General features: G+C 60.3%; 29 protein-coding genes. 17 read left to right on the top strand and 12 right to left on the bottom strand.

The annotated features are described in order from the left end of the window. Positions 1 to 343: 343 nt before the first annotated feature. Complete coding sequence (locus FBAL_RS00665) at positions 344 to 1,204, bottom strand: YicC/YloC family endoribonuclease (protein ID WP_013343646.1); 861 nt, start codon at positions 1,202 to 1,204, stop codon at positions 344 to 346. 152 nt (positions 1,205 to 1,356) lie between these two features. Here FBAL_RS00665 and rph point away from each other — a divergent pair, with 152 nt between their 5' ends. Together rph and pyrE are read left to right on the top strand one after the other, a co-directional pair. Continuing rightward, on the top strand, positions 1,357 to 2,073 hold the full coding sequence (gene rph, locus FBAL_RS00670; protein ID WP_013343647.1) for a ribonuclease PH: 717 nt from the start codon (positions 1,357 to 1,359) through the stop codon (positions 2,071 to 2,073). A gap of 59 nt (positions 2,074 to 2,132) precedes the next feature. Then, a complete protein-coding gene (gene pyrE, locus FBAL_RS00675) occupies positions 2,133 to 2,774 on the top strand; it encodes an orotate phosphoribosyltransferase (RefSeq protein WP_013343648.1) in 642 nt (213 codons plus the stop codon). A 57-nt stretch (positions 2,775 to 2,831) separates the two neighbouring features. Here pyrE and slmA read toward each other — a convergent pair whose 3' ends face one another. Genes slmA through coaBC form a run of 3 tightly spaced genes read right to left on the bottom strand, consistent with a single transcriptional unit; the run spans position 2,832 to position 5,102 of the window. After that, positions 2,832 to 3,425: a nucleoid occlusion factor SlmA gene (gene slmA / locus FBAL_RS00680; protein ID WP_013343649.1), complete on the bottom strand. Its 594-nt coding sequence runs from the start codon at positions 3,423 to 3,425 to the stop codon at positions 2,832 to 2,834. A gap of 19 nt (positions 3,426 to 3,444) precedes the next feature. Continuing rightward, a complete protein-coding gene (gene dut, locus FBAL_RS00685) occupies positions 3,445 to 3,903 on the bottom strand; it encodes a dUTP diphosphatase (protein WP_013343650.1) in 459 nt (152 codons plus the stop codon). After that, positions 3,900 to 5,102 carry a bifunctional phosphopantothenoylcysteine decarboxylase/phosphopantothenate--cysteine ligase CoaBC gene (coaBC, locus tag FBAL_RS00690; RefSeq protein ID WP_013343651.1) on the bottom strand — a complete coding sequence of 401 codons (1,203 nt, stop codon included), beginning with the start codon at positions 5,100 to 5,102 and terminating at the stop codon, positions 3,900 to 3,902. The genes dut and coaBC overlap by 4 nt, the downstream gene beginning before the upstream one ends. Before the next feature lie 74 nt (positions 5,103 to 5,176). Here coaBC and radC point away from each other — a divergent pair, with 74 nt between their 5' ends. From radC to mutM, 5 genes are all read left to right on the top strand, one after another. Continuing rightward, positions 5,177 to 5,860, top strand: coding sequence for a RadC family protein (gene radC, locus FBAL_RS00695; RefSeq protein ID WP_013343652.1), 684 nt, complete (start codon positions 5,177 to 5,179; stop codon positions 5,858 to 5,860). 130 nt (positions 5,861 to 5,990) lie between these two features. Beyond that, positions 5,991 to 6,227, top strand: a complete 237-nt coding sequence (gene rpmB / locus FBAL_RS00700) for a 50S ribosomal protein L28 (protein ID WP_013343653.1) — start codon at positions 5,991 to 5,993, stop codon at positions 6,225 to 6,227. A gap of 11 nt (positions 6,228 to 6,238) precedes the next feature. Next, positions 6,239 to 6,409 (top strand): 50S ribosomal protein L33, encoded by a 171-nt coding sequence (rpmG, locus tag FBAL_RS00705; RefSeq protein ID WP_013343654.1) that lies wholly within the window; start codon positions 6,239 to 6,241, stop codon positions 6,407 to 6,409. A 345-nt stretch (positions 6,410 to 6,754) separates the two neighbouring features. After that, positions 6,755 to 7,159 (top strand): hypothetical protein, encoded by a 405-nt coding sequence (locus FBAL_RS00710; protein ID WP_041251116.1) that lies wholly within the window; start codon positions 6,755 to 6,757, stop codon positions 7,157 to 7,159. 9 nt (positions 7,160 to 7,168) lie between these two features. Further along, positions 7,169 to 7,981 (top strand): bifunctional DNA-formamidopyrimidine glycosylase/DNA-(apurinic or apyrimidinic site) lyase, encoded by an 813-nt coding sequence (gene mutM / locus FBAL_RS00715; protein ID WP_013343656.1) that lies wholly within the window; start codon positions 7,169 to 7,171, stop codon positions 7,979 to 7,981. A 4-nt stretch (positions 7,982 to 7,985) separates the two neighbouring features. Here mutM and coaD read toward each other — a convergent pair whose 3' ends face one another. The 3 genes from coaD to FBAL_RS00730 all read right to left on the bottom strand — a co-directional run bounded on the left by coaD (position 7,986) and on the right by FBAL_RS00730 (position 10,705). Beyond that, positions 7,986 to 8,471, bottom strand: coding sequence for a pantetheine-phosphate adenylyltransferase (gene coaD / locus FBAL_RS00720; RefSeq protein ID WP_013343657.1), 486 nt, complete (start codon positions 8,469 to 8,471; stop codon positions 7,986 to 7,988). Positions 8,472 to 8,495: 24 nt separating this feature from the next. Next, the gene (locus FBAL_RS00725) at positions 8,496 to 9,449 is read right to left on the bottom strand and encodes a hypothetical protein (protein ID WP_041251117.1); all 954 of its coding nucleotides are present in this window, start codon (positions 9,447 to 9,449) and stop codon (positions 8,496 to 8,498) included. Positions 9,450 to 9,649: 200 nt separating this feature from the next. Further along, positions 9,650 to 10,705 (bottom strand): glycosyltransferase family 8 protein, encoded by a 1,056-nt coding sequence (locus tag FBAL_RS00730; protein WP_013343659.1) that lies wholly within the window; start codon positions 10,703 to 10,705, stop codon positions 9,650 to 9,652. Between the two features lie 255 nt (positions 10,706 to 10,960). Here FBAL_RS00730 and FBAL_RS00735 point away from each other — a divergent pair, with 255 nt between their 5' ends. The 5 genes from FBAL_RS00735 to FBAL_RS00755 all read left to right on the top strand — a co-directional run bounded on the left by FBAL_RS00735 (position 10,961) and on the right by FBAL_RS00755 (position 15,345). After that, positions 10,961 to 11,869 (top strand): glycosyltransferase family 2 protein, encoded by a 909-nt coding sequence (locus FBAL_RS00735; protein ID WP_013343660.1) that lies wholly within the window; start codon positions 10,961 to 10,963, stop codon positions 11,867 to 11,869. A gap of 48 nt (positions 11,870 to 11,917) precedes the next feature. Beyond that, entirely contained in the window at positions 11,918 to 12,775 is an 858-nt protein-coding gene (locus tag FBAL_RS00740) for an ATP-grasp fold amidoligase family protein (RefSeq protein WP_013343661.1), read from the top strand. A 103-nt stretch (positions 12,776 to 12,878) separates the two neighbouring features. Then, entirely contained in the window at positions 12,879 to 13,790 is a 912-nt protein-coding gene (locus FBAL_RS00745; RefSeq protein WP_013343662.1) for a glycosyltransferase family A protein, read from the top strand. Between the two features lie 96 nt (positions 13,791 to 13,886). Continuing rightward, the gene (locus FBAL_RS00750) at positions 13,887 to 14,903 is read left to right on the top strand and encodes a CDP-glycerol--glycerophosphate glycerophosphotransferase (protein ID WP_013343663.1); all 1,017 of its coding nucleotides are present in this window, start codon (positions 13,887 to 13,889) and stop codon (positions 14,901 to 14,903) included. Positions 14,904 to 14,946: 43 nt separating this feature from the next. Further along, on the top strand, positions 14,947 to 15,345 hold the full coding sequence (locus FBAL_RS00755) for an FAD synthase family protein (RefSeq protein ID WP_013343664.1): 399 nt from the start codon (positions 14,947 to 14,949) through the stop codon (positions 15,343 to 15,345). Here FBAL_RS00755 and FBAL_RS00760 read toward each other — a convergent pair. From FBAL_RS00760 to FBAL_RS00775, 4 genes are all read right to left on the bottom strand, one after another. Further along, positions 15,342 to 16,451, bottom strand: coding sequence for a glycosyltransferase (locus FBAL_RS00760; RefSeq protein WP_013343665.1), 1,110 nt, complete (start codon positions 16,449 to 16,451; stop codon positions 15,342 to 15,344). The two genes, FBAL_RS00755 and FBAL_RS00760, sit on opposite strands and share 4 nt — an antisense overlap. A 113-nt stretch (positions 16,452 to 16,564) precedes the next feature. Beyond that, positions 16,565 to 17,566, bottom strand: coding sequence for an NAD-dependent epimerase (locus tag FBAL_RS00765; RefSeq protein ID WP_013343666.1), 1,002 nt, complete (start codon positions 17,564 to 17,566; stop codon positions 16,565 to 16,567). Positions 17,567 to 17,568: 2 nt separating this feature from the next. Then, entirely contained in the window at positions 17,569 to 18,909 is a 1,341-nt protein-coding gene (locus FBAL_RS00770; RefSeq protein WP_013343667.1) for a UDP-glucose dehydrogenase family protein, read from the bottom strand. A 71-nt stretch (positions 18,910 to 18,980) separates the two neighbouring features. After that, the gene (locus FBAL_RS00775; protein WP_013343668.1) at positions 18,981 to 20,033 is read right to left on the bottom strand and encodes a glycosyltransferase family 9 protein; all 1,053 of its coding nucleotides are present in this window, start codon (positions 20,031 to 20,033) and stop codon (positions 18,981 to 18,983) included. Between the two features lie 69 nt (positions 20,034 to 20,102). Between FBAL_RS00775 and FBAL_RS00780 the strand changes: the two genes are divergently transcribed. Further along, positions 20,103 to 20,834, top strand: coding sequence for a 3-deoxy-D-manno-octulosonic acid kinase (locus tag FBAL_RS00780; RefSeq protein ID WP_013343669.1), 732 nt, complete (start codon positions 20,103 to 20,105; stop codon positions 20,832 to 20,834). Here FBAL_RS00780 and waaA read toward each other — a convergent pair. Beyond that, a complete protein-coding gene (gene waaA / locus FBAL_RS00785; RefSeq protein ID WP_013343670.1) occupies positions 20,804 to 22,063 on the bottom strand; it encodes a lipid IV(A) 3-deoxy-D-manno-octulosonic acid transferase in 1,260 nt (419 codons plus the stop codon). The genes FBAL_RS00780 and waaA overlap by 31 nt on opposite strands. 161 nt (positions 22,064 to 22,224) lie before the next feature. On the opposite strand from waaA, the gene FBAL_RS00790 reads away from it, so the two are divergent. The 4 genes from FBAL_RS00790 to FBAL_RS00805 all read left to right on the top strand — a co-directional run bounded on the left by FBAL_RS00790 (position 22,225) and on the right by FBAL_RS00805 (position 26,100). After that, positions 22,225 to 22,860 (top strand): TetR/AcrR family transcriptional regulator, encoded by a 636-nt coding sequence (locus FBAL_RS00790; RefSeq protein ID WP_013343671.1) that lies wholly within the window; start codon positions 22,225 to 22,227, stop codon positions 22,858 to 22,860. Positions 22,861 to 22,984: 124 nt separating this feature from the next. Next, on the top strand, positions 22,985 to 24,181 hold the full coding sequence (locus tag FBAL_RS00795; RefSeq protein ID WP_013343672.1) for a glycine C-acetyltransferase: 1,197 nt from the start codon (positions 22,985 to 22,987) through the stop codon (positions 24,179 to 24,181). An 11-nt stretch (positions 24,182 to 24,192) separates the two neighbouring features. Next, on the top strand, positions 24,193 to 25,218 hold the full coding sequence (tdh, locus tag FBAL_RS00800) for an L-threonine 3-dehydrogenase (protein WP_216086816.1): 1,026 nt from the start codon (positions 24,193 to 24,195) through the stop codon (positions 25,216 to 25,218). Between the two features lie 468 nt (positions 25,219 to 25,686). Further along, a complete protein-coding gene (locus tag FBAL_RS00805) occupies positions 25,687 to 26,100 on the top strand; it encodes a DUF2057 family protein (protein ID WP_013343675.1) in 414 nt (137 codons plus the stop codon). The last annotated feature ends 65 nt before the right edge of the window (positions 26,101 to 26,165 follow it).

The raw sequence follows: 26,165 nt of genomic DNA on the forward strand, positions 1-26,165 counted from the left end.
TTAGACATGAGAACGTGTTTGTCGCGCAATAAAAAAGCTGAAACGGGGAGGGGTTTGGAGTGGTTGGAGTTGTGTGATGACTCTATTCACCCGTGCGCTCAGAAGTCATTGTGCGGTAGCGTGAAGGGCTGCCATCCCGCTTGGCGGCGTGCCCAAAAAGTCAGCTATCACATCGCCCGAAATCATACGACGCACGGTGCTGTGAGCAGTACTGCGGATTATCGATTGCGCTTATCGTTCGCCAGGGTGGCAAAAGCGGCTGCGGTTGATTGGTCAAAAGAAAAAGGCCCGCGGGACAACTCCCTGCGGGCCTTCTTTGTGACACCGTATCGCGGCCGAGCCGTTACTCGATGTTCTGGATCTGCTCGCGCATCTGCTCAATCAGCACTTTCAGCTCTACTGCCGCGGCGGTGATGTCGGCGCTGATGGACTTGGAGGCCAGGGTGTTCGACTCGCGGTTGAACTCCTGCATCATAAAGTCGAGGCGGCGGCCACAGGCGCCCCCTTTCTTGAGGATTTTGCGGGTCTCGGCCACGTGGGCGTCGAGGCGGTCGAGCTCTTCGGCCACGTCCATCTTCTGGGCCAGCAGAATCATCTCCTGCTCGAAGCGGGCGGGGTCCAGCTCCTCTTTGATGTCGGCCAGACGGTCGTTCAGCTTCTGACGCTGCCATTCCATGATCTGCGGCATGCGCTCACGAACGTAGGCAGACTGGGTGCTGATCCCTTCCAGACGCTGCTGGATCATCGCTTCCAGGGCCTGACCTTCGGAGGCGCGGGCGTCGACAAAGTCATCCACCACATCGTCAAACTTGGCCAGCAGGTCCTGGCTGATCTGGTCCATGTCCTGCTCGCCACTTTCCAGCACACCGGGCCACTTCAGCAGGTCGACCAGCTGGATCTGGCCGATGCCGGCCATGGTGTGCAGTTGCTGGGCTTTTTCCACCAGCTGGCGCGCCAGGGACTCGTTCATATTGAGGGTGTCCACCTGCTGGGCCAGATCGAACCGCAGGGTGACTTCCACTTTGCCTCGAGTCAGGCGCTGACGCAGGCGCTCGCGCAGTACCGGCTCCAGGCCGCGCATCTGCTCGGGCAGGCGCAGGTAGGTTTCCAGGTAACGCTGGTTAACGGAGCGAATTTCCCAGGAGGCGGTGCCCCAGTCGGCTTTGAGTTCACCGCGGCCGTAGGCGGTCATGCTGTGGATCATGTCGAGGTATGCCCGAATCAAATCGAAGTGCTGCCAGTATACTCACTCGGTTTGGTGAATACACCGTCGACGCGTGGATTCCGGGAGGCGATACCGTCTCGTCGCGACTGCCGCTATAATGGCGCCTCTTTCCCACTAAGCAGGTTAACGATATGCGTTCGAATGGCAGAGCTGCGGACCAGGTGCGTCCGGTTTCCATCACCCGAAACTTTACGGCTCATGCCGAAGGATCCGTGCTGGTTGCGTTTGGTAACACCAAGGTGATCTGTACCGCTTCGGTCGAAGAGAGCGTGCCGCGTTTCCTGCGTGGAAAAGGCCAGGGCTGGATCACCGCCGAGTACGGCATGCTGCCGCGCGCCACCCACAGCCGCAACGACCGCGAAGCGGCCCGTGGCAAGCAGAGTGGCCGCACTATGGAGATCCAGCGCCTGATCGGTCGCAGCCTGCGCGCCGCCGTGGATCTGGAAGCTCTGGGTGAAGTGACCATCACCATCGACTGTGACGTCATCCAGGCTGACGGCGGTACCCGCACCGCCGCCATTACCGGTGCCTGTGTGGCGCTGATGGATGCCATTGACCACCTGAAGGCCAAGGGCGTCCTGAAGGTCAGCCCGCTCAAGCAGCAGATTGCCGCCATCTCGGTGGGCGTTGTTGGTGAGCACGCGGTGTGCGATCTGGATTACGTGGAAGATTCCAGCGCTGAGACCGATATGAACGTGGTGATGGCCGAGGATGGCCGCATCATTGAGGTGCAGGGCACCGCAGAGGGCGAGCCCTTCACTTATGAGCAGATGCTGGAGATGATGGCCTTGGCCAAAACCGGCATCGAACAGCTCATTGCCGCTCAGAAAGCGGCTTACAACAATTGATAATATTGAATAAAACGCGGCCCCTTTGAGGGCCGCGTCTTTGTACCCAGGAGTCTGATGTGAAAGCCTACCAAAAAGCCTTTATCGAATTTGCCCTTGAGCGCCAGGTGCTGCGTTTTGGCGAGTTCACCCTGAAGTCCGGCCGGACCAGCCCCTACTTCTTTAATGCGGGTCTGTTTAACCGCGGCTCCGATCTGGCCAAGCTGGGCCGTTTCTACGCTGCCGCCCTGGCGGATTCCGGCATCGATTTCGACCTGCTGTTCGGCCCGGCCTACAAAGGCATCCCGATCGCCACCACCACTGCGGTGGCGCTGGCCGACCATCACGAGATGGACCTGCCCTACTGCTTTAACCGCAAAGAGGCCAAAGACCACGGCGAAGGCGGTAACCTGGTGGGCGCTGAGCTGAAGGGTAAGGTGATGCTGGTGGATGACGTGATCACTGCCGGTACCGCCATCCGTGAGTCCATGGAGATCATCCAGCACAACGGCGCAGAACTGGCCGGTGTTCTGATCGCGCTGGACCGTCAGGAGAAGGGCAAGGGCGAGCTGTCTGCCATTCAGGAAGTGGAGCGTGACTTTGGCTGCCAGGTGGTGTCCATCGTGACCCTGTCCGACCTGATCAGCTTCCTGGCGGAGCAACCGGGCCGTGAAGCGGAACTGGCAGCGGTAAAAGCCTACCGTGAGCAGTACGGCATCTGAGTCGGTCGCTCAAACAAAAAACGCGCCATTAAGGCGCGTTTTTTTATGGGCTTTGGCTCAGCTTTGCAGCAGCTGGCGCTGAATAAAGGCCCATTGTTCGGAGAAGTTCTTGGTCGGCAGTTCCTTAAACTCACTGCGAACAAATTGGGCGATGCGGCCCTCGGCCCAGGACAGCAGCAGGTTGGCCAGCATCCCCTCTTCCAGGTAGAAGCCCTGGCCCTCACGCAGGCTCTTTTCACGCAGCGCTTGCTTGAGGTTGGTTTCCACCTTGTTGAACAGCAGGTTGATGCGGCCGCGCAGGCGGTCCTGCTCGCCGGTCAGGGCGTCGCCGGTCAGCAGACGGGTAATGCCCGGATTGCGTTCGGCGAAGGTCAGCAGCAGCTGCAGCATCAGCTGGCAACGCACCATGGTGTCCTTCTCTTCCTGCATGACCAGATTGATGCGGGTCAGCAGAGACTCCTCGATAAACTCGATAAGTCCCTCGAACATGCGGGCTTTGGACGGGAAGTGGCGATACAGAGCCGCCTCCGATACGCCGACTTCCGCCGCCAGTTTGGCGGTCGTGATGCGCTGGCCCGGAGAGGTCTCCAGCATTCGCGCCAGGCACTGCAGAATATGCTCGCGGCGGTTTTTCTTGTTGTTAGTTGCCATGTGGGCAGCAAACTCCGTCTTACTGGGTCCCTGAGTGACCAAAGCCCCCTTCACCGCGGGAAGAGGCGTCGAAATCATCCACCAACTTGAACTCGGCTTGCACCACCGGCACGAACATCAGCTGGGCAATGCGCTCACCAGGATTGATGGTGAAGCTGTCCTGACCCCGGTTCCAGCAGGAAACAAACAGCTGGCCCTGGTAGTCGGAATCGATCAGGCCGACCAGGTTGCCCAGCACGATGCCGTGCTTATGGCCCAGGCCGGAGCGCGGCAGAATGGTGGCGGCAAGGCCAGCGTCGCCGATGTGGATAGCCAGGCCGGTAGGCACCAGCTCAGTCTGACCCGGCTCCAGGGTCAGGGGCGCGTCCAGCATGGCGCGCAGATCCATCCCTGCGGAACCGGGGGTGGCGTAATCGGGCAGGGGCCATTCGGTCCCCAGGCGGGGATCAAGGATCTTCAGTTCAATCGGCGTTTTCATTGGCAGGCTAGGTGATCCGCAATGGTGTCTAACATCAATCGTGCCTGTTGCCCCTTGTCGCTGTGGCCGAGGCTCTTATGGCCGTCGGCCCAGTACAGGGTCAGGGCGTTATGGTTCGCATTAAAGCCCTGGTCTGGCTTGGACACGTCGTTGGCGGCGATCAAATCCAGCCCCTTACGGGCCAGTTTGTCGCGGGCGTATTGTTCCACATTATCCGTTTCAGCGGCAAACCCGACCGTGAAGGGACGGGGCTGTTGCTGGGCAACCGTGGCAAGGATATCGGGGTTGCGCACCAGCTCAACCACCATTCGCTCATTGGACTTCTTGATCTTGTTGTCGGCCACGGCCAGGGGGCGGTAGTCCGCCACGGCAGCGCAGCCGATAAAGATGTCCTGACCGGGCAGGGCAGCCAGTACCGCTTCAAGCATCTGCTCGGCGGATTCCACATCGATGCGGGTGACGCCGGCGGGCGTGGCCAGAGACACCGGCCCGCTGACCAGGGTTACCTCGGCGCCCAAGGCCACCGCTTGCTCAGCCAGGGCAAAGCCCATCTTGCCGGAGCTGTGGTTAGACATAAATCGCACCGGATCCAGCGCCTCCCGGGTGGGGCCGGCGGTCAGCAGCAGCTTCTTGCCCGCCAGCGGTTTGGGCCCGGCGTTCAGGGCTTCAACGGTGGCGGCGGCAATCGCTTCCGGTTCCCACATCCGACCCGGGCCCACTTCGCCACAGGCCTGGTCGCCACTGTCCGGGCCCCACAGGATGACGCCCCGCTGTTGCAGGGTGGCCAGGTTGGCCTGGGTGGCGGCATGCAGGTACATCTGCTGGTTCATGGCCGGGGCCAGGTAGACCGGTGCTGAGGTGGCCAGACAGGCGGTGGTCAGCAGGTCATCAGCCATGCCGGCGGCCATACGCGCAATCAGGTTGGCACTGGCCGGCGCGATGATCACCGCATCGGCCCAGCGGGCCAGGTCGATATGACCCATGGCGGACTCGGTGGCCGGGTCGAGAATGTCATCCACCACCGGATGGCCGGAGACCGCCTGCAGGCTCATCGGTGTGACAAAGGCTTTGGCGCCCTTGGTCAGCACCACGCGGACATTGGCGCCTTGCTCGCGCAGGCGTCGTACCAGGATGGGGGCCTTGTATGCGGCAATGCCACCGCTGACCCCAAGCAGGATGTTGCGATTCGATAGGCTCATGCTGTTAGCCGGTTGCCCAAAATTGGGCCTAAGATAACACAGATATGGGATGAACTCGGCAAGGACGGCTGCCCATGGACGGTAAATCGATAGCCCAATGGCCCGCGTCAGAACGACCTCGAGAACGTTTACTGAAACAGGGGCCGGAAGCGTTAAGTGACGCCGAATTGCTGGCGATTTTTCTTCGCACCGGCGTGCCGGGCACCAGCGCTGTGGCCCTGGCCCGGCAGTTACTCGATGAGTTTGGCGATTTGGGTCACTTGTTGAATGCGTCGAAGCAACAATTTTGCGCAATTCGTGGCCTTGGCGAAGCGAAATACGTACAATTGCATGCCACCTTGGAACTGGCCCGCCGCTATCTTGCGGTGCAGTGGCAACGCGGTGAACCGCTGACCTCGCCACAGGCCGTCCGGGATTACCTTCGGCATCGCCTTCAGGGGTTGGAAGAGGAACGTTTTATGCTGCTGTTGTTAGACAGCCAGCATCGCGTGCTTCAGACCATTGAACTCTCACGCGGCACCATTGACGCGGCCCAGGTTTACCCCCGGGAAGTGGTCAAGACTGCGCTGAAAGCGAATGCGGCGGCGGTGATACTGGCCCACAACCACCCTTCTGGGGTGGCCGAGCCCAGCCAAGCCGACCGTCATATTACCGGCCGAATCCAGCAGGCTCTGGCCCTGGTGGACGTTTCCGTACTCGACCACCTGGTGGTCGGACGGGGACAATCCTGCTCCTTTGCCGAACGAGGTTGGCTGTGAAAGCCGATCTTGTCGGCGTCGATCGCTTGATCTTTACCAGGCGATCTTGTATAAAATGCGCCCTTCGTGTGCCTCGGGCGACGGCCATACGAGGCACAGTGATAGCTCGAGCAAAGTTTTGGAGACTGAAATGTCTAAAGTATGTCAAGTTACTGGCAAGCGCCCGGTAACCGGGAACAACCGTTCCCACGCTAACAACGCTACCAAGCGTCGTTTCCTGCCTAACCTGCAAACCCACCGTTTCTGGGTTGAAGGTGAAAAGCGTTTCGTTAAGCTGCGTGTTTCCACCAAGGGCATGCGCATTATCGACAAGAAGGGCATCGAAGCTGTTCTGACCGAACTGCGCGCCCGCGGCGAAAAGATTTAAGGAGCTGAACGATGGCTAAGAAAGGCATTCGTGAGAAGATCCGCCTGGTTTCCTCTGCTGGTACCGGTCACTTCTACACCACCGACAAGAACAAGCGTAACATGCCGGAAAAATTCGAGATCAAGAAGTTTGATCCGACCATCCGTCAGCACGTTATGTACAAAGAAGCCAAGATCAAGTAATTGATTTTTGCCTCTCGCGAAAACCCGGCCTCGGCCGGGTTTTTTGTTATCCGGGCAACGGGTTTCTTAAATAACATTATGCAAATGATAATTGTTTGCATTTGGTGTTGGGGCGGAGTATGGTGGTTTTGTGATGACAGCATTTTTCATCGCATCCCTGCAAAAACTCACACAGCTTCGGCCTTCCCATTTGGGAAGGCCGCTTTTTTTAAGTGGCTGACAAACCGGCCGATAAAGGGTTGAATGGGTTCAGTTCCACCATTCGCTTGGAGGAGGCAGGGTATGGCTCGATCCCGAAGAACTTATAACAACTGGCTCATTTTTCTGGTGATAGGGGCTGGTGCATTGCTGTTTTCCACTGGTCGACTCACCGGTCCGAACAGCAACAGCTTTCCTTTGCTGCCTGAGTCAGCTGAGATCGAAGCGCTGGTTTATGGCGACCTGGTGGTGCGCGCCGAAGCCGATGGGGTTCGCTCCAGCCCGGTGGTCAGTGAAGCCCGCCTGAATGCTCTGCTGGCGGCCTGGCGTTCGGCCCGCCTGGTACCGGTGGGCGAACCGCAACCGCTGCCTGACAGCCCGGTACAGGTGGATGTCTACCTGGATGATGGTTCCGCACCGCAAACCGCGTTACTGTACCCGCAACAAGCGGCTGTGAAGATGTTGGGGCAGTCTCAGTGGTGGCGCCTGGTGAACCAGGAGATGCAGCATCTGCTGCCCCCCGACAACACGGCCGCTCCTGCATCGAAATAAGGAGACGTCATGCCGGAGTTGCCGGAGGTAGAGGTCACCCGCCTGGGGATTGCCCCCCATCTTGAGGGCCGGGTGGTGGAAGAGGTTATTGTCCGCAATCCCCGGCTGCGCTGGCCGGTTGACCCGCTAATCCAACAACTGGTCGGCCAGACCATCCTCAGCGTCACCCGACGCGCCAAGTACCTGCTGGTGGATACCGAGGCCGGGGTGTTGATACTGCACCTGGGCATGTCGGGCAGCCTGCGGGTGTTGGATCCGGTGCCTGAGCCGGGCAAGCATGATCATCTTGATTTGGTGCTCGACAGTGGTGCGGTGCTGCGCCTCAATGACCCGCGCCGTTTTGGCGCCGCCATCTGGTGGCAGTTGCCGCTGGATGCCCAGCCATTGCTGAACAAGCTGGGGCCGGAGCCATTAACGGCCGCGTTCAACGCCGAGCAGCTGGCGGCCGCACTGAAAGGCAAGACCAGCGCCATCAAAACCGCCCTTATGGACAATCACGTGGTGGTGGGTGTGGGGAACATCTACGCCAATGAGGCGCTGTTTGCGGCAGGTATCCACCCCAAACGGGCTGCAGGCAATCTGAGCAAGGCCCGGTTGGCCAAGTTGGTGGAGGAGGTCAAGGCGGTGCTGGCCCGGGCGATTCAGCAGGGGGGCACCACCTTAAAGGATTTCACTCAGGCGGACGGCAAGCCCGGTTACTTTGTGCAGCAGCTTAATGTCTACGGCCGGGGTGGCCAGGCCTGCGTTCAGTGTGGCGCGCAGCTGAAAGAGATTAAGCTGGGCCAGCGGGCCACCGTTTACTGCGGCCACTGCCAGCGTTAATCATTCAGCGTTTTGCCAGGGCGTCCTTGAGGGCGTTTTGGACCACTTCGGGCAGGAACTCGGTGACGTTGCCACCGTGCAGCGCCACCTCTTTGACCAGGCTGGAGGAGATAAAGGAGTTCTCCTCGGACGGGGTCAGGAACACGCTTTCCAATTCCGGGTTCAGGCGGCGGTTCATATTGGCCAGCTGGAACTCGTACTCAAAGTCGGACACCGCGCGCAGGCCGCGGATCAGCACCCGGGCATTCTGCTCCCGGGCAAAATCGGCCAGCAGGCCGGAGAATCCCACCACTTCGACGTTGCCCAGTTCTGCCACGACGGCGTTCACCAGCTCAACCCGTTGCTCCAGGGTAAACAGAGGGCGCTTTGAGGGGCTGGCGGCGATGCCGACGATCACCCGATCAAACATGCGGCTGGCCCGTTGGATCAGGTCCAGGTGGCCGTTGGTAATGGGGTCAAATGTGCCGGGGTAAATTGCGGTTTGGCTCATGCTGTTCAGTCACTGATGAAAGGATTACGGGCTAGTGTAGCCAGATACCGCGTCGGAACCCAGAGGGCCATCCCATTGTTGGGCGAGCTGCTTAATGGCGACATCGAGCTGATTGGCCGGTTGCCCTATCGGCGCCTCGGTCAGGCTGAGCACAGCCTGCGTCAGCGCCTGGCGTTGAACGGATTCGGTGCCGATACCCAAGCGGTGACAGCCCTTTTGCAGCGGGGTGCCCGGTTCGGTCAGGGCCAGGGTAGGCCGTTCGGCGTGGGCACCGCACAATAGCCAGTGCCACTGGTCGCTGATGATGGCGCGGGCTTGATTCAGGTGTTGCTGTAAGGCCGTTTCGTCCTGCTCCGGCAACAAGGTTACGCCCCGTAATCCGGGGGGCGGGCTGCCATTGAGCCAAAGGTAGACCGGGCACTGGCGCTGAATGGACACCACCTGGGCCACTTCACTGACCAACTCCCGCTCGGCAGGGCTGAGTCGTTGACTCAACAGGAACAGATAGCCGGGCAGGGCATCCGTGGTGCCCGTCACCGGTGGTCGCCACAGCGAATAGGTGGTGGGCCGTGGCCGATGCCACAGTGCCAGTTTGAGTCTGGTGAGCAGTGGCAGGGCGGCACCGTCCAGCAACCAGATGTCGTCCACCTGGCTGCGGCGTGGCAGGTTGGCCAGCTGGTGCGGCAGCAGGGTGAGGATCACTCGGGCACCGGCCAGAGGCCATGATGGCGGGAGGGGACAGTGACTGATCACTGTGGTGCCGGGGTGGCGGGCCAAAAAGTGGGGAATCGCCTTAAAGGCCAACTGATTGGGCAGTTGCTGATAACCCGCCCACTGAACCGTAACTTCAGTATGCTGCGCCAGCGCCATGGCCAGCGCCCGGTAGCTGGCCAGCAGCGCTTCCCCCTGCCAGCCCGTTGGGGGCAACAACAGTACCGTGGCTTTCGATGTGGCGTTCCCAGCCGAATGCGTTTCCATTCCCTTCATCTCACCCATTGATTTGACCTGACTTTCTGATGGTAGCGTCAATATCGTCCGGAATGTATTGCTGGAACCCGGCTTAGCCTGCGGGCAGCCCCGCCAGTGGCTATCCTAGGTTCCATAATGACCCCTGATGTTAGATCAGTTTAGTGACGGGCAATAAAAAAGGCCGGGTCATTGCCCCGGCCTTTTGGATTTTAGTGGTCCCGCAACAGCGTGATGCCGAACAGCTTGATGTGCTTCTGGTTCTTGTCGAGTCGGAAGTCGAACAGCCAGTTAAGCAGCCCCTTGGCGGTTTTCAGTTTTTTACTCAGGTCCTGCTGATATTTCTGGTTAATCTCTTCGGCAAAGGGGGTGCGGCTGGCGGCATCCCACCACAGCTCGGAGGCAAACAGGTTCTTGTCATTCCAGGGCTTGCGGCGGCCAGAGTAGTGAATGATGGCCGGGTTTTCGAACTCGGGCTGGAACTCGGAGAAATCCAGGCCCAGGCGCAGGAAGCGACGCTTAATCTTGTTCACGTTCTTCACCTGGCAGTTGTATCGGGTCGGCAGGAACGCGACCTTGCCGGCAAACACCGCATTGAAGATGTCCTGATTGTGGTAGTTCACCTCGGTGTGGAACACCTCCAAGGGGATATTGGTCAGGGTATCGGACAGTTGGTCCTTCACCTTCTCTTCCCGCATCCGCTTCAGGTTCAGCAGCTGCACGCCCGCATTGAAGTAGTTCTCGCTGCTCTTGCCAAACAGGTCCTGAAAGTTCTGCGGGAACGGCTTGCCGGAGCGGGAGGATTTGAGAGACCCCAGCTGGGCGTGGGTCAGCATTCGCACCACCGCGCCGTACTTGTCCTCGATATCGGTATCAAAGGCCGGTTGCAGGTTCTGGCGCACGATGACATCAACGTCGATATAGAGCGCCTTGTCGAACTCGGGGAAGGCTTCTGCCACAAAGAACAGACCGTAAGTGCCGGCAGTGATGGTGTTCTTTTTGCTGCCGTGACGGTAGGGCGCCAGTTTGGCCAGCTCGTCAGCGTAGTGCTCCACGATGTCGAAGATGTGGATCTGAACCTGATCCAGCGTGTCGGCAAACTGCTGCAGTTTGGCTTTGCTTTCCGGGCGGATGCCGGAATCCAGGATCAGAAAGTTCACCTTGGTGCCCGGGGCCAGGAAGTGGACAATATTCTGCATGGTGACGGCCATGTACTTGGAATAGTTGTCGTCGCCGGACAGCACGATGTTCATCTGCGGGTGGGTCATGGTTTAGCCTTGCTTTTACGGTCTCGGGTGCCGACTGTGGCGCTCGGCACCGGCGGCGGATTGCGGCGTAGTATACCTGAATTGCCTGAGATGTTTCCCCTCCCGGTCCGGCCCTTAAAACCACAGCCCGAGCGTACAAAACCGCGTGGAGATGTGCACTGGCGCGGCATGGCATGGATGAAGCGACACAGCAAATACGGTACTCTAGCGACCAACTTTTCCCGGCCTCGGTGCTGGCCCTGCCAGAGATAGGACATGCGGATTCAAGACCAGTTAACGATTTACATCTTCTCCTTCAATCGTGGACGTTTTCTCAGCAACGCCATCGACTCCTGTTTGCGTTACGCGCCCGGCGTGCCGGTACACGTGATTGACGACAACAGCGATGACCCGGATACCCTTGCGGTGCTGAACAATCTGCCTGAAGGGGTCAGCTGGGTGAAGCCGCAGGCCCGCGGTGATGACCGCCACGGTGGTCTCTACAACAACATGCAGCAGGCGCTGGACAGCGTCACCAGCGAGTGGATTCTGTTTATCCAGGACGACATGCAGCTGGTGCGTCCACTGGAGCAGGATGATGCCCAGTACATCGCGGATTTTTTCCAGCAGTTCCCCGAAAAGGGGTTTCTGAATCCGGTGTTCCTAAAAGGGCAGCGCCATAAGCGCGACAACCGAATCACCCGCGTTTTCGAGGATTTCCACGGCTATTACCGTCATTATCCTGAGAAGAAAAACCCCCGCGGCATCAGTTATGCCGATGTGGTGATTGGCCATGCCGGTCGCCTTAAGGCCAAGGGCTGGCAGTTCAGTGCCAGTGAGCAAACCAATGCCAGTCAGGCCAATGAGATGTTTGGCGGCATGGGCTTTATGGCGCACCCCTTTGTGATGTTTCTGCCTCAGGTGCCGGTGTACCGGGGCAAAAAGAAAACCGCGGCGGTGGCGCTGGCGGAGAAGTGGTCTGGCATGGAGCCAAAGCGCTTTGTGGAACAAAGTGCCGAGCACTGGGCCGGGTTTAAGCGCCGTCCGCTGACCGAACTGCCGGTGGCCGAAACCTATCTGCAGTGTGTCGACCCCAAGGTGAAGACCCCCTACCAGTACAGTGCGGTGAACGCGTACTGGCCGCTGCGGGCCTGGCACAAACTGGCTTTGCTGTTGAACAAATAAGACGTCGTCCCGCCCTGTTGGCGGGGCCATTCCTGTCGAGGTTACCCCGTGATTTTTTACGACTTCCTGAACCGCATCCTGCCCGGTCATCTGGGCACCAAACTGCGCTTCTACAAAAAGTTGTCCTACCCGCTGTCACTGTCTGACCCGAAAACCTTCAATGAGAAGGTGCACTGGCGCAAGATTTACGACCGCAACCCGCTTTTCACCCTTTGCGCCGATAAGTTGCTGGCCCGGGACTACGTCAAAGAGAAGATCGGCGAGGAGTACCTGATCCCGTTGCTGTACAGCGGCGAGCACATTGATGCTGAAACCCTGAAGGGGCTGGATGGCGAGTTTGTGGTGAAAGCCAACCATAACTCAGGTCCTGTGCACATGGTGCAGGCCAACCAACCGGTGGACTTCGATGCCATCGCCGCCAACATCAACAAGCAGCTGCAGAAGCCCTATGCGGTGAAGAACGGCGAGTGGTGGTACAAGCCGATCCCGCGTCGGGTGCTGGTGGAGCGGCTATTGCGTGGCGAGCAAGGGCAGTGGGCGGAGGATTACAAGTTCTTCGTTTTCAACCGCAATGGCGAGTCAGAAGTGGTGCTGCAGATGACTTACGGTCGTGAGAAGGGGGCCACCATCACCTTCTATGACGAGCAGTTGGAGATCCTGCCATTCGAGATCCACGTCAAGAACGACTACGTGCCTTTCGTTAAGCCGAAGAACTTTGACAAGATGGTTGAGTTGGCCAAGAAGCTGGCTGAGGATTTCGACTTCTGCCGGGTCGACTTCTACAACGTCGACGGCGCCATCTACTTCGGCGAGATGACCTTTGCGCCGTCCGGCGGCACTGCGCCCTTTAAGCCGCAGGAGTTCGACCGCTGGATGGGCGACAAGTGGCAGTTGCCCAAGCGCTGATCTGCAAACTCGGCTGGCGATGAAAGAGGCCGTTTTTTCAGGCTATAATCGCCGGCTTTACTGACCGATACCGGGCCCAGACCCGGTAAACAGAGTGGTTTCTATGACAGAGCGACACGCATCAGAGTTCACCCTTGGCGAGAAGATCGTCGAGGCCAGCCTGCGTTTGGCAGCATCTGGTGGTATCCCGGGCCGGTGGTTCAATAAAGCGTTGCCGGAACAGAGTGCCCTGACGCCTGCCGAGGCACCGCTGACCCTGGAGATTGTCAGCCACTGTTGGAAGTATTCCGAGTTTCAGCTGTATCAGCTGAGCTCGCTGGTCAACTACCCGCCCACCGCCCTTCAGGTGGTGCACACCGTGTTCTACTCCGAAGAGGATGAGGACACCGTGCGGCTGCTCGATTTCTTCCGGACGATGTCGGTGGAGAACGTTCGCTGGAATTTCCAGCCGATGGCCAAGGAGGAGCTGTTCCGTCGGGCCATTGGCCGTAACCGTGCCGCCAAGGCTACCGAAGCGGATTGGGTTTGGTTTACCGACTGTGACGTGGTGTTCCACGAAGGCGCGCTGGACGCTTTGGCCAAACAGCTGGAGGGGCGTCAGGACTACCTGGTCTACCCGCAACAGATGCTGGCCACTGAGCTGCTGTCCAAAGATGATCCGCTGATCCTGGAAGCCAAGCGTCACCCCCGCCTGATGGAGCTGGATCTGACCCGCTTCTCCGTGCGCAAGTTCAGCCGTGCCACCGGACCGATTCAGATCGCCCACGGTGATGTGGCTCGCGCCTGCGGTTACTGCCCGGACCTCAAGGTGTATCAGAAGCCGATGCCGCGCTGGAGCAAGTGCTACGAAGACCGCGCCTTCCGCTGGTTGCTGGGCACTCAGGGCACGCCGATTGAGGTGCCGAATGTGCTGTTTATCCGCCATGCCGAGAAGGGGCGCTACCAGCAGGGCAGCCAACTCTCGCTGCTGCGCAAGACCATCCGCCGCATCAAGTCAGCGCTGATTGGCCGCTGACACGCCACTGCGCTGAAACCGCCCGCTTTTTTGCGGGCGGTTTGCCGTTTTGGCCCGGCCACGTACACTGAACTTTTCCCGCAAAGAACGTCCGTTATGCACCGTTACCTGTTCTACATCGAGCAACCCTACTCCTTCTCCATTCTCCGTCCATTGCAGGCCAAAATCCGCGAGCAGGGCGGGGAAGTGCGCTGGTTTCTCAAGGGCGACAAGGTGCAGCACAGCGGGTTGGCTGACGATGAAACTGCGCTGATGAGTGTGGCGGAGGTGCAAGCCTACCAACCCCGTGCGGTGTTTGTGCCGGGCAACGTGGTGCCGGATTTCTTCCCCGGCGTTAAGGTGCAGGTGTTTCACGGGCTGGAGTGGAAGAAAAAGGGCCACTTCCGCATTCGCGGCTTCTTTGACCTTTACTGCACCCACGGCCCCATCACCACCGACCGCTTCCGAAAACTGGGGCAGCAGCACGGCGATTACTTCGAGGTGATCGAAACCGGCTGGCCCAAGATGGACCCCTACCTGGGGCAGCAGAGCCACCAGCGTACTGACCCGCCCACTGTAATCTACGCGCCCACTTTCTCGCCGGCCCTGACTTCGGTGCCGGACCTGTTTCCCCAGATCAAATCACTGAGTGAGCAGGGCACGTTCCGTTTCGTGGTGAAGTTCCATCCCAAGATGGACCCGGAGTGGGTGGCCCGGTATCGCGCCATTGAAGGCCCGTTCCTGCAGGTCAGCAACGAGGCGGACCTGCTCAAAGTGTTTGGTGAGGGGGACGTGGTGCTGTCGGACACCTCCAGTGCGGTGACTGAAGCCCTGATGCTCGGCAAAGTGGTGGTGACTTATAAGAACAGCCAGCCGCAGCCGTGCCTGTTGGACTTCGCTGACCCGACCCAATTAGCGTCTCAGCTGACCCAGGGGCTGGCACCCAGCGCGGCCCTGAACGCAGAGATTGAGCAGTATCTGGGGCAGGTGCATCCGCAACTCGATGGCGGTGCCAGCGAGCGGGTGCTGGTGGCGGTGGAACAGGTGGTGGCCCAGGGGGTGCGGCCCAAGCCCTGGAATCTGCTGCGCAAATGGAAAATCCGTCGCGCCCTGGGCTACTACCACTGGCGCTGAAGGGTTACGCTATACCCCGTTTCCGTCTGACCGAGTCTGCTCAATGCGCATCATCACCTTTGGCACCTTTGATATGTTCCACGTCGGCCACCTCAATATCCTTGAGCGGGCCCGATCGATGGGCGACAGCCTGGTGGTGGGGGTGTCCTCCGACGCACTGAACTTTGCCAAGAAGGGGCGCTACCCCATCTGCAACCAGGATGACCGCATGCGCATTCTGGCGGCGCTGGCCTGCGTGGATAAGGTGTTTGTTGAGGAATCGCTGGAGCAGAAGGCAGAGTACATCCAGCGCTATGGCGCTGATTGCCTGGTGATGGGCGACGACTGGAGCGGCAAGTTCGACCATCTCAATACCCTGTGTCAGGTGCAGTACCTGCCCCGCACCCCGGCCATCTCCACCACCGAGCTGATCGAAGTGGTGCGCTCCGCCCCGCCCCGTTAAGCCAGTTCCGCAGCCAACGCCTTATAGATCGCCAAGGTCGCTTCTACCCCCTGTTCCACATTGAACTTGTCGATGATGCGCTGCTTAGCGGCAGCGCCAAAGCGCGCGGTCAGAGCCGGGTCCTGATAGAGCCGGTAGATGGCCTCCGCCAGTGCCCTCGCGTCGCCGGGGGGCACAATCAACCCCGTTTCTCCATCCGCCACCAATTCAGCGTTACCGCCGGTGTCCGACATGACGGCCGGGGTGCCGTAGGAGTTGGCCTCCAATACCGCCCGGCACAGCCCTTCGCGCTTCAGGGTGGGCAGCACCGTCAGGTCGCTGGCGGCGGCCACTTCCGGGGCATCATTGCGCCACCCCAGCGGGTGGATCTGGTTCGGGCAGCCACTGTTGGCGATCATCTGCTGAATCTTCGGGTTGTCGGGCTCAGCGCCCACCAGCAGCAGATGGATATTGTGTCCCGCTGGCCAGATGTGGGTGGCGTCCATCAGCACCTGCAGCCCCTTACGGGGGCGCAGATTGGCCACCAGTGAAACGGTAAATGCCCCCTCCGGCAGGTTCAGGGCGCTGAGGTCCGCCGGGGGATTCTGGTACCAGCTGGGGTCATGCCCCTTGTACACCGTGGCCAGCCGCTTTTCCGGTTGGCGCACGTGGCGGGCCAGATCCTGTTCGACCGCTTTGGCGACGCAGATGATCTTATCGATGCGCGGGTGCAGCATGGAGAGGTAACTGGATGGGTCGAAGCGGCGAATGTTGCCGGTTTGGCCCCGATAGGCGATGACTTTGACGGGCAGGCCGATGGCGGCAGTAGCCCCGTTACTGACCGGCGTGTTGGAAAACAGGTGGAGCAGTTGGATGCGGTGACTGCGGATCACCCGGCGGATATGGCGAATGGCGGAGAGGGAGAGCTTGCGCTCAAGCGGCTGCGGGATCACCTCGATTCCCCGTTCCCGGTAGTAGTCTTCGAGAATGCTGCCAGGGTTGCACATCACGGTGACCCGCACCTGTCCGGTCTGGTGCAGCGCCGCAATCTGGGCGGCCTCCGGGCGGATTGGATTGATGTTGCTGCGGTACTCTCGCTCGATTACAAGGACGCGGACTGGGGTCATGCTTTGCCTCGGGTGGTTCACCAAGGCACTAACTTACCCGCTGTATGCTGTCTGTAAACAGAACAAAACGGGGATCGCTCTGCGATCCCCGTGATTTCTGCACTTTTTCTGATTTAGATCTGGTAGAAGCTTCGGTACCAGTCGGCAAAACGCTGCAGGCCATCGGCCAGTGAGGTGTCCGGGCTGAAGCCGACGGCGTCGCGCAGGTTGTCGGTGTCGGCGTAGGTGGTGTACACGTCACCGGGCTGCATCGGCATCATGTTGAGATTGGCTTCAACGCCCAGAGCCTTTTCCAGCGTCTGGATAAAGGTCAGCAGTTCCACCGGCTGGTGGTTTCCGATGTTGTAGAGGGCGTAGGGCGCGGTGGAGCGATCAGGACGGTCGCAGTCGCGCTCAGCGTCGGCGCTCGGAATCGCTTCCATCACCCGCAGCACCCCTTCAACGATGTCGTCGATGTAGGTGAAGTCGCGGCTCAGTTTGCCGTAGTTGTACACATCGATGGGCTCACCGGCGAGGATCTTCTTGGTGAACTTAAACGCGGCCATATCCGGGCGACCCCAGGGGCCGTACACGGTGAAGAAGCGCAGGCCGGTGGTCGGGATGCCGTAGAGGTGGCTGTAGGTGTGCGCCATCAGCTCGTTGGACTTCTTGGTGGCCGCATACAGGCTGATGGGGTGGTCTACCGCATCGGCTTCGGAGAACGGCACCTTCTTGTTCATGCCGTACACCGAGGAGGAGCTGGCGTAGACCAGGTGCGGCACCTTGGTCTGACGGCAGCCTTCCAGAATGGTCACCATGCCGGTCAGGTTGCTGTCGACGTAGGCCATCGGGTTGTCGAGGGAGTAACGTACCCCGGCCTGAGCCGCCAGGTGCACCACACGGTCGAACTGATGGTTCTGGAACAGCGCGGCCATCGCCTCGCGGTCAGAGAGGTCGGTACGGCTGAACTCGAAGTTGTCCTGGGCGGTCAGCTGAGCCAGTCGCGCTTCCTTGAGGCTGACGTCGTAGTAATCATTGAGGTTGTCCAGACCCACCACCTGGTGGCCCTGTTCAAGCAAACGGCTGCTGACGTAAAAGCCGATAAAACCAGCGGCGCCGGTCACCAAAATTTTCATGTTTACTCCTGGGTAATGCTCAGGCCGCGGCCAATCCCATAGTAATGGAAGCCGCGCTTGGCCAGACGCTCGGGATCGTACAGGTTTCTGCCGTCAAAAATCACGGGCTGGCGCAATTCCTGCTGAATAAAATCGAAATCGGGGGCGCGGAAAGCCTGCCATTCGGTGCAGATCACCAGCGCATCGGCCCCCTTGAGAGCCGCTTCCTTGGTGCCCATCAGCACCAGATTGTCGCGATGACCGAAGATGCGCTGGGTCTCCTCCATTGCTTCCGGGTCATAGGCCTGCACTCTGGCGCCGGCCTCCCACAGTGCAGCCAGCAACACCCGACTGGGCGCTTCGCGCATGTCGTCGGTGTTGGGCTTAAAGGCCAGTCCCCACAGGGCGATGGTTCTGCCCTTGAGGTCGTCGCCGAAGTGGCGGCGGATGTTGCGCATCAGCACGGTTTTCTGGTCGTCGTTGACCTGCTCCACCGCCTTGAGGATCTTGGCGTCATGGCCGATGCCGTCAGCGGCGCGGATCAGCGCCTGCACATCCTTGGGAAAGCAGGAGCCGCCATAACCGCAGCCGGGGTAGATAAAGTGGTAGCCGATGCGGGGGTCTGAGCCGATGCCCCGGCGCACCGCTTCGATATCGGCGCCCAGCTTTTCGGCCAGGTTGGCCATCTCGTTCATAAAGGAGATCTTGGTGGCCAGCATGCAGTTGGCGGCGTACTTGGTCAGTTCAGCGCTGCGCACGTCCATGATGACGGTGCGTTCCTGCTGGCGATTAAAGGGTTCGTACAACTCCCGCATCACCTCAATGGCCACCTCATCATCACTGCCGATCACGATACGGTCCGGCCGCATGCAATCGGCAACCGCGGCGCCCTCTTTGAGAAACTCCGGGTTGGAGACCACCTGAAAGGCGACATCCGCGCCGCGTTCTTTCAGCACACTGGCGATCCGTTGCCGCACTTTGTCGGCGGTGCCCACCGGCACCGTGGATTTGTCCACCACCACTTTGGGGCTGTCCATATGGCGGGCGATGGTGTCCGCCACCGCCAGAACGTACTGGAGATCGGCGCTGCCATCCTCATCCGGCGGAGTGCCCACGGCGATAAACTGCACTTTGCCGTGGTGAACCCCGGCGGCGGCGTCGGTGGTAAAGGTCAGGCGACCGGCATCGTGGTTGTGGCGCACCATCGGCTCAAGGCCGGGTTCGTAGATGGGGATCAGGCCCTGATTCAATCGGTCGACCTTGTCCTGATCGACATCCACACAGCACACCTCATGGCCCACGTCGGCCAGTACCGACGCTTGTACCAGGCCCACGTAGCCCACACCAAATACCGTTACTTTCATTCGCCCACCCCTCAGTCAGGAAAACCGGAAGAAATCCAAATGCATTAACAGTATATGCCGTGATTTCAGGCTTACCGGCTGAGGGCCCGGTTTATTGCCGCCATGACACTGGCGGTGTCGATGCTGGCCATCAGCTCCGGGCCTTTGGCCCGGGTGCCCCAACGCAGTTGAGACAGCGGTTTGCCCTGTTGGTTCTCGACGTGTTGCTGGTAGCAGCTGACGGTGGTGTCGCCCTGGCCATAGGGGCCGGTGCGACTGGGGTTGGAGTGGGCCATCAGGGCCACTACCGGGGTGCCCTGAGTGACCGCCATATGGGCCGGGCCGGTATCCGGAGCCAGCACCACTTTGGCGCGGCGCAGCAGCGCCAGCAGGGATTTCAGACTGGTCTGGCCGACCAGATTGAGCAGCGGTTGTCGGGCCTGCGCTTCAATGGCACGAGCCAGTTCATGCTCGTGTTGTGCCGGGCCGCCGCACAACAGCACCTGGTAGCCTTGTGTGACCAACTGGTCAGCGACTTCGGCGTAGCGCTCCGGCAGCCAGTTGCGCTCGGCCTTGCTGGCGGAGGCACAGATGATGGCGGTGGGACGGTCATCGGGGATCTGGGTCAGGGCAAACGCTTGATCGTCTTCACCGACCGGGATCTGCCAGCGGGGCTGGGTGTCGGTCACGCCGAGGTGGCGGGCAAAGCCCATAAAGCCTTCCAGCACATGGGGTTCGTGCTGGGCGGCGATGCGTTGATTGGTGAACAGCCACTGGCCCTCTTTCGCCCGGCTCTTGTCGAAGCCCAATTTGACCTTCGCCCGGATCCCCAGCGAGGCGACGGAAGCACGCAGTGCCACCTGCATATGCAGCAGCACATCAAACTGGCGGCCACGGAGCCGTTGCCACAGTTCACGATAGCCCTGCACGCCTTTGGACTTATCGAACGGCACCAGTTCGACGCCGGGCAGGCCAGCCAGTAGACTGGCTTCAACCTTGCCAACGACCCAGGTGAGTTCGGCGTCGGGATGACGACGTTGTATCGCCTGCACGGCCGCCACCGCATGGCAGACATCGCCAATGGCGGACAAGCGTAAAACCACGATGCTTCGCGGTGATTCAGGCAGGGTGGGGAGTTGGGGCATCAGGAACGCAAAATTTGCCGAGGTGCATCAAGTGTAAATAAAATACCCGGCTCTACCAAGGAAAAGCCCATGAAGATCCTCAACTTCCCCCCACATCGCGTCTATCTGGCGGAGGCCGCTCCGGCGACCCTCGATGCCAACTGGTTTGAGCCAGCATGGCTGCGTGAGCAGGGGTGGGTGACCGGCAGCTCTGACAGCTCCGGCCGTAATCCGGCCTGGTTTTTCCAGCAGGATGACCGCCGCTATGTGCTGCGCCATTACTGGCGTGGTGGGTTGCCGGGCAAGCTGTTTAAAGACGGTTATCTCTACCTTGGTGAGCAGCGCAGCCGGCCCTGGCAGGAGTTGAGCCTGATGGTCGCGCTGAAAGCGAAGGGACTGCCGGTGGCCACGCCGGTGGCGGCGCGCCTGACCCGCACCGGGCTGAACTACCGCGCCGACCTGCTGACCGAGATGCTGCCGCAGAGCCAGGATATGGTGAAGCACCTGTCTGGCGGGGCGATGGCCGCAGCGCGTTGGCAGGCGTTGGGCGCCGTGCTGGCGCGCTTTCATCGCGAAGGGGTGTACCACGCGGATCTCAACGCCCGCAACATCCTGCTTAGCCAGGGAGAGTTCTTCCTGATCGATTTTGACCGGGGAGAGCTGCGCAACCCCGCCACCGACTGGCAACAGGCCAATCTGGCACGACTGCGTCGCTCTTTGCTGAAGGAGCAGGGCCGGGTGGCCGGCCTGCACTATGATGATGCGGCCGACTGGGCCGCATTGATGGCGGGTTACAACAGCGAACTGGCCAGCGCCAGCTGACGCTCGGTGGCACCGCGATTGGTGTCCACCACTCGCTGGCCCTGATGGCCCATCTGTTCGGCCTGCTTGCGCAGGGACAGCAGGTGCTCCAGCTGGTCGGCCAGTTCATCGGCGTTGTTGACCAGCGTCATGCCACCGGCCTGCAACAGGGCCTGGCCAATCTCCTGGAAATTGAAGAAGTGCGGGCCCATCAGCACCGGCTTACCTAGTGCCGCCGGTTCCAGCGGATTGTGGCCTCCGCGCTCAATCAGGCTGCCACCGACAAACGCCGCATCCGCCAGTCCATACAGGGTGAGCAGCTCGCCCATGGTATCGCCAATCACCACCTGCACCGACTCCTCGACACTGTCGCCGCCGGTGCGCCGTGCGGTCACAAAGCCGGCTTGTTGAGCCAGGGCTTCGGCGTGGTCAAACTGCTCCGGATGGCGCGGCACCAGCAGCAGTAACAGGTCCGGATGCAGGCGCAGCAGGGCGCGATGGGCCGACAGAGCTTGCTCGAACTCGCCGGGGTGGGTGGAACCTGCACACCAAATTTTGCGCTGGCCAAAGCCCTGCTCACGGGCCTGACGCAGGTCGGCGAGGTTGGCGCGGCTCAGGTCGAGATCAAACTTCAGGCTGCCGCAGATGGTCAGCTTGGCCGGATCCAACCCCAGGGTGACCAACCGGGCACCATCTTCCGCGCTCTGTGCCGCCACCGCATCCAGCTCGCCCAGCATGGGACGGGTCAGTCTGGGGAAACGGGCGTAGCCACGGGCACTGCGCTCGGACATGCGGGCGTTGGAGAGCATCACCGGCACCCGCTGGCGATGGCACTGGTGAATCAGGTTTGGCCACAACTCAGTTTCCATCAGCACCACCATGGCGGGACGGACACGGCGGATAAAGCGGCGGGTGATAAAGGGCAGGTCCAGCGGCAGATAGGCGTGGGCCACGCTGTCGCCGAAGCGTTGTTTGACCTGCTCTGAACCACTGGGGGTGAAGGAGGTGACCAGCACCGGCTTGTCCGGGTAGCGGGCCCGAAGCGCTTCAATCAACGGTACCGCTGCCAGGGTTTCCCCCATGGAGGCGCAATGCACCACGATGGCGTCATTGACCTTGGGCAGGGTCAGGCCAAGCCGTTCGCCCCAGCGCTGCCGGTAGGCGGGCGCCTTGCGGCTGCGCCAAAGCAGGTAGGCGAGAACAACGGGGAGAAGCAGGGTCAGCACCAGGCTGTAGAACAGGCGGTTCATTGCAGGTCCAAAAGGGCGTTTGCGTTGATGATAGGGAAGGGCAGGGGGGCTTTCAAATGCTAACGATTTGTTGACCTTATCCATCCCGGCTAACTGCGCGGCCATTGGCCTGATATGGCGGCAATGCTACTCTAGCGGCCATCTTATGGACAGGTGACAGTATGAAAACCAAAGATCGCATCATTGAGGCCAGTTGCGAGCTCTTTAACGAGCACGGCGAACGGGCCGTCACCACCAATCATATTGCCGCGCATCTGGGCATCAGCCCGGGCAATCTGTACTACCACTTCCGCAATAAAGAGCAGATCATCCGGGCCCTGTTTGCCCAGTATGAGGCTTACCTGGAGGAGGCGTACGGCCCCAGCGACGACGAGACCGCGTTCGGCGTGATGAAGCGCTACCTCGACGGGATGTTCGAAGGGATGTGGCGCTTTCGCTTTCTGTACGCCAGCCTGCCGGAGATCCTGGCCCGTGACCCGGAACTGCACAAACGTTACCTGCAGGCCCACCACCGGGTACTGGAAACCGCCACCAATAACCTGCGGATGCTGAAGGCCCAGGGGATGATGGTGATTGATGATGCTTATCTGGATGAGTTTGCCGAGGGCATCAAGATGGTGGTCACCTTCTGGATCAGTCACCTTTACACCCAGGCTCTGGATAAGCCCATCACTGAGCAGGGCGTGTCTCAGGGCGTACTGCAGATTTTGGCCATGTTCCACGGTTATATTGCGGAGCCGGCCCGCGCCGACTTCGAGCGCCTGGTGGCGCATTACCGGGCTTTGGCCCACGGTTGACACCCGGGCTTGTCGGGCCAGTCTCCGATAAGCTGCAATCCCCCGCAGTGGCGGCTAAAATGGGCGCCACTCTGACCCAGCGTCAAGCCAACAATAACAACGAGACGGACCCATAGGAGACAGCATGTCCACTTCCGCCTTTTACCAGCAGATCCGCGACCAGCTTGAGCAGGTCAAAGCGGACGGCCTGTACAAGAACGAGCGCGTTATCACCACCGCGCAGCAGGCGGCCATTGAGGTGGCCAGCGGCGAGCAGGTAATCAACTTCTGCGCCAACAACTACCTTGGCCTGGCCAACCACCCGGCCCTGATCGAAGCGGCCAAGGCGGGTCTGGACGACCACGGTTTCGGCATGGCCTCCGTGCGCTTTATCTGCGGCACTCAGGACATCCACAAGGTGCTCGAGCAGAAGCTGTCCGAGTTCCTGGGGATGGAAGACACCATCCTGTACTCCTCCTGCTTTGATGCCAACGCGGGTCTGTTTGAAACCCTGCTGGGCCCGGAAGACGCCATCGTCTCCGACGCGCTCAACCATGCCTCCATCATCGATGGCGTGCGTCTGTGTAAAGCCAAGCGCTTCCGTTACGCCAACAACGACATGGCGGAACTGGAAAGCTGCCTGCAGCAAGCGCGCGAAGCGGGTGCCCGCAACATCCTGATCGCCACCGATGGCGTGTTCTCCATGGATGGTGTGATTGCCAAGCTGCAGGCGGTGTGTGACCTGGCCGAAAAGTACGGCGCCCTGGTGATGGTGGACGATTCCCACGCCGTGGGTTTTGTCGGCGAAGGCGGCCGTGGTACCCACGAGTACTGTCAGGTGATGGACCGTGTCGACATCATCACCGGCACCCTGGGTAAAGCGCTGGGTGGCGCCTCCGGCGGTTTCACTTCCGGCAAAAAAGAGGTGATCGACTGGCTGCGTCAACGCTCCCGTCCCTACCTGTTCTCCAACTCCCTGGCTCCGGCCATCGTATCCGCCTCCATCCAGGTGCTGGATATGATGAAAGAGGGCGATGCCCTGCGGGCGCAACTGTGGCAGAACGCCGCTTACTTCCGTGAGCAGATGAGCGCCGCGGGCTTTACCCTGGCGGGGGCTGACCACGCCATCATCCCGGTGATGATCGGTGACGCCGCACTGGCTTCAGAGTTCGCTGACCGCCTGCTGAAGGAAGGGATCTACGTGATCGGCTTCTCCTTCCCGGTGGTACCGAAAGGCCAGGCCCGCATTCGTACCCAGATGTCTGCCGCCCACACCCGTGAGCAGCTGGACAAGGCGATCGAAGCCTTCACCCGCATTGCCAAAGAACTGGGCATCATTTGAGAGCATTGATGATGAAAGCACTTTCCAAGCTGCACCCGGAAAAAGGGATCTGGATGGTGGACGTGCCCAAGCCGGAGCTGGGCCACAACGACCTGCTGATCAAGATTAAGAAAACCGCCATCTGCGGTACCGATATGCACATCTACAACTGGGATGAATGGTCACAGAAGACCATTCCGGTCCCGATGGTTGTCGGTCATGAGTATGTTGGTGAAGTGGTCGCCATCGGCCAGGAAGTCCGCGGATTTGCGGTAGGCGACCGGGTTTCCGGTGAAGGCCACATCACCTGTGGTCACTGCCGAAACTGCCGTGGTGGCCGCACCCACCTGTGCCGCAACACCACCGGTGTCGGCGTGAACCGGGAAGGCTCCTTCGCGGAGTACCTGGTGATCCCGGCCTTTAACGCGTTCAAGATCCCGGACGACATCTCCGACGATTTGGCTTCCATCTTCGACCCCTTCGGTAACGCGGTGCACACCGCACTGTCGTTCGATCTGGTGGGCGAAGATGTGCTGATCACCGGTGCAGGCCCGATCGGCATCATGGCGGCAGCCGTATGTAAGCACGTGGGCGCCCGTCATGTGGTGATCACCGACGTTAACGAGTACCGGCTGGACCTGGCACGCAAAATGGGCGCCACCCGCGCCGTGAACGTGATGAACGAGAAGCTGGAAGACGTGATGGCCGAACTGGGCATGACCGAGGGCTTCGACGTGGGCCTGGAGATGTCCGGTGTGCCCTCCGCGTTCAACAGCATGCTGTCGACCATGAACCACGGCGGCAAGATTGCCATGCTGGGCATTCCGCCCTCCAGCATGGGCGTTGATTGGAACCAGGTGATCTTCAAGGGCCTGGTGATCAAAGGGATCTACGGTCGCGAAATGTTCGAGACCTGGTACAAAATGGCCAGCCTGCTGCAGTCCGGCCTGGATATCAGTCCCATCATCACCCACCGTTTCCCCATCGATGAGTTCCAACAGGGCTTTGACGTAATGGGGTCCGGTCAGTCCGGCAAGGTGATCCTGAGCTGGGATTAAGTGCCTGAATAACATTTGAAAAAAGCGCCTCCTCCGGAGGCGTTTTTTTTGTGAAACGCTTCACGGGCTGGTGAAAAAATGCTCGGCAATGGTGCCGTTACGGCGCACGCTCAAACTCTTTTGTCGTGGTCCATAGGGAGATGGAATGCGGCGCTCACTCGCGATGCTGTTGTTGTTGCTCAGCCTGCCTTTGTGTGGGCTAAGGGTCGTTGAGTGTCATGTGGCCTTACCATCCGAGCGGGGCATCAGTATCGAAACCAACACACCCGAGACACTGACCGCTCCCCCGTTTTTTCTGCCCTCTTTGACCCAGCCCGCGCTGACGCCGCGCTACCCGGGGCTGCCACTGCCCACCTACCTTGAACCTCTGCCAAGGGCCCATTTCCGTCCTCCGATCGTGGCGTGACCCACCCCCAAATCCACACCTGATGTCATGATTGACCGGGCCCGGCCCGGTGGAGGAACACAATGAACAAGTCTCTGGTAATGATGGGTCTGGTGGCCCTGATGATGGCACCGGCCGGTGCGGCAGCAACCCTGACCCTGGCGGAAGGACTGTTGCCGACGGCCATTGATGGCGTTCCCCTGTTGGGGGATGAACAACAACTGGAGATGGCGGGCGGTGAACGGGTGCTGAGCCTGCGTTACCACCACGTTTTTGCTGACCCGTTTGCCCCTACGGCAGTCTCCAGTCCGGTATGGCTGATGAAGCTGAACCTGCCCCAGGAGGGACGCTTTCAACTGGCGGTGGAGGCGCCGGAGCGGGTGTCCGACTGGCCACAGTTTATCCGTATGCCCCGGTTATTCCTGGTCGATGAACTGGGTCAGCGCACCGCATTGGAAGCGCGAACGGTGGAGCAGTGGATGGCAACCCTGCTGTAAGCCAGAGGCCCCGCGAGGGGCCTTTTTTCGCCGGGGGTTTGCTGTCCTCCCGGCCAAATCAGTAC

Origin of the sequence: Ferrimonas balearica DSM 9799, assembly GCF_000148645.1 — a bacterium.
GTDB lineage: Bacteria > Pseudomonadota > Gammaproteobacteria > Enterobacterales > Shewanellaceae > Ferrimonas > Ferrimonas balearica.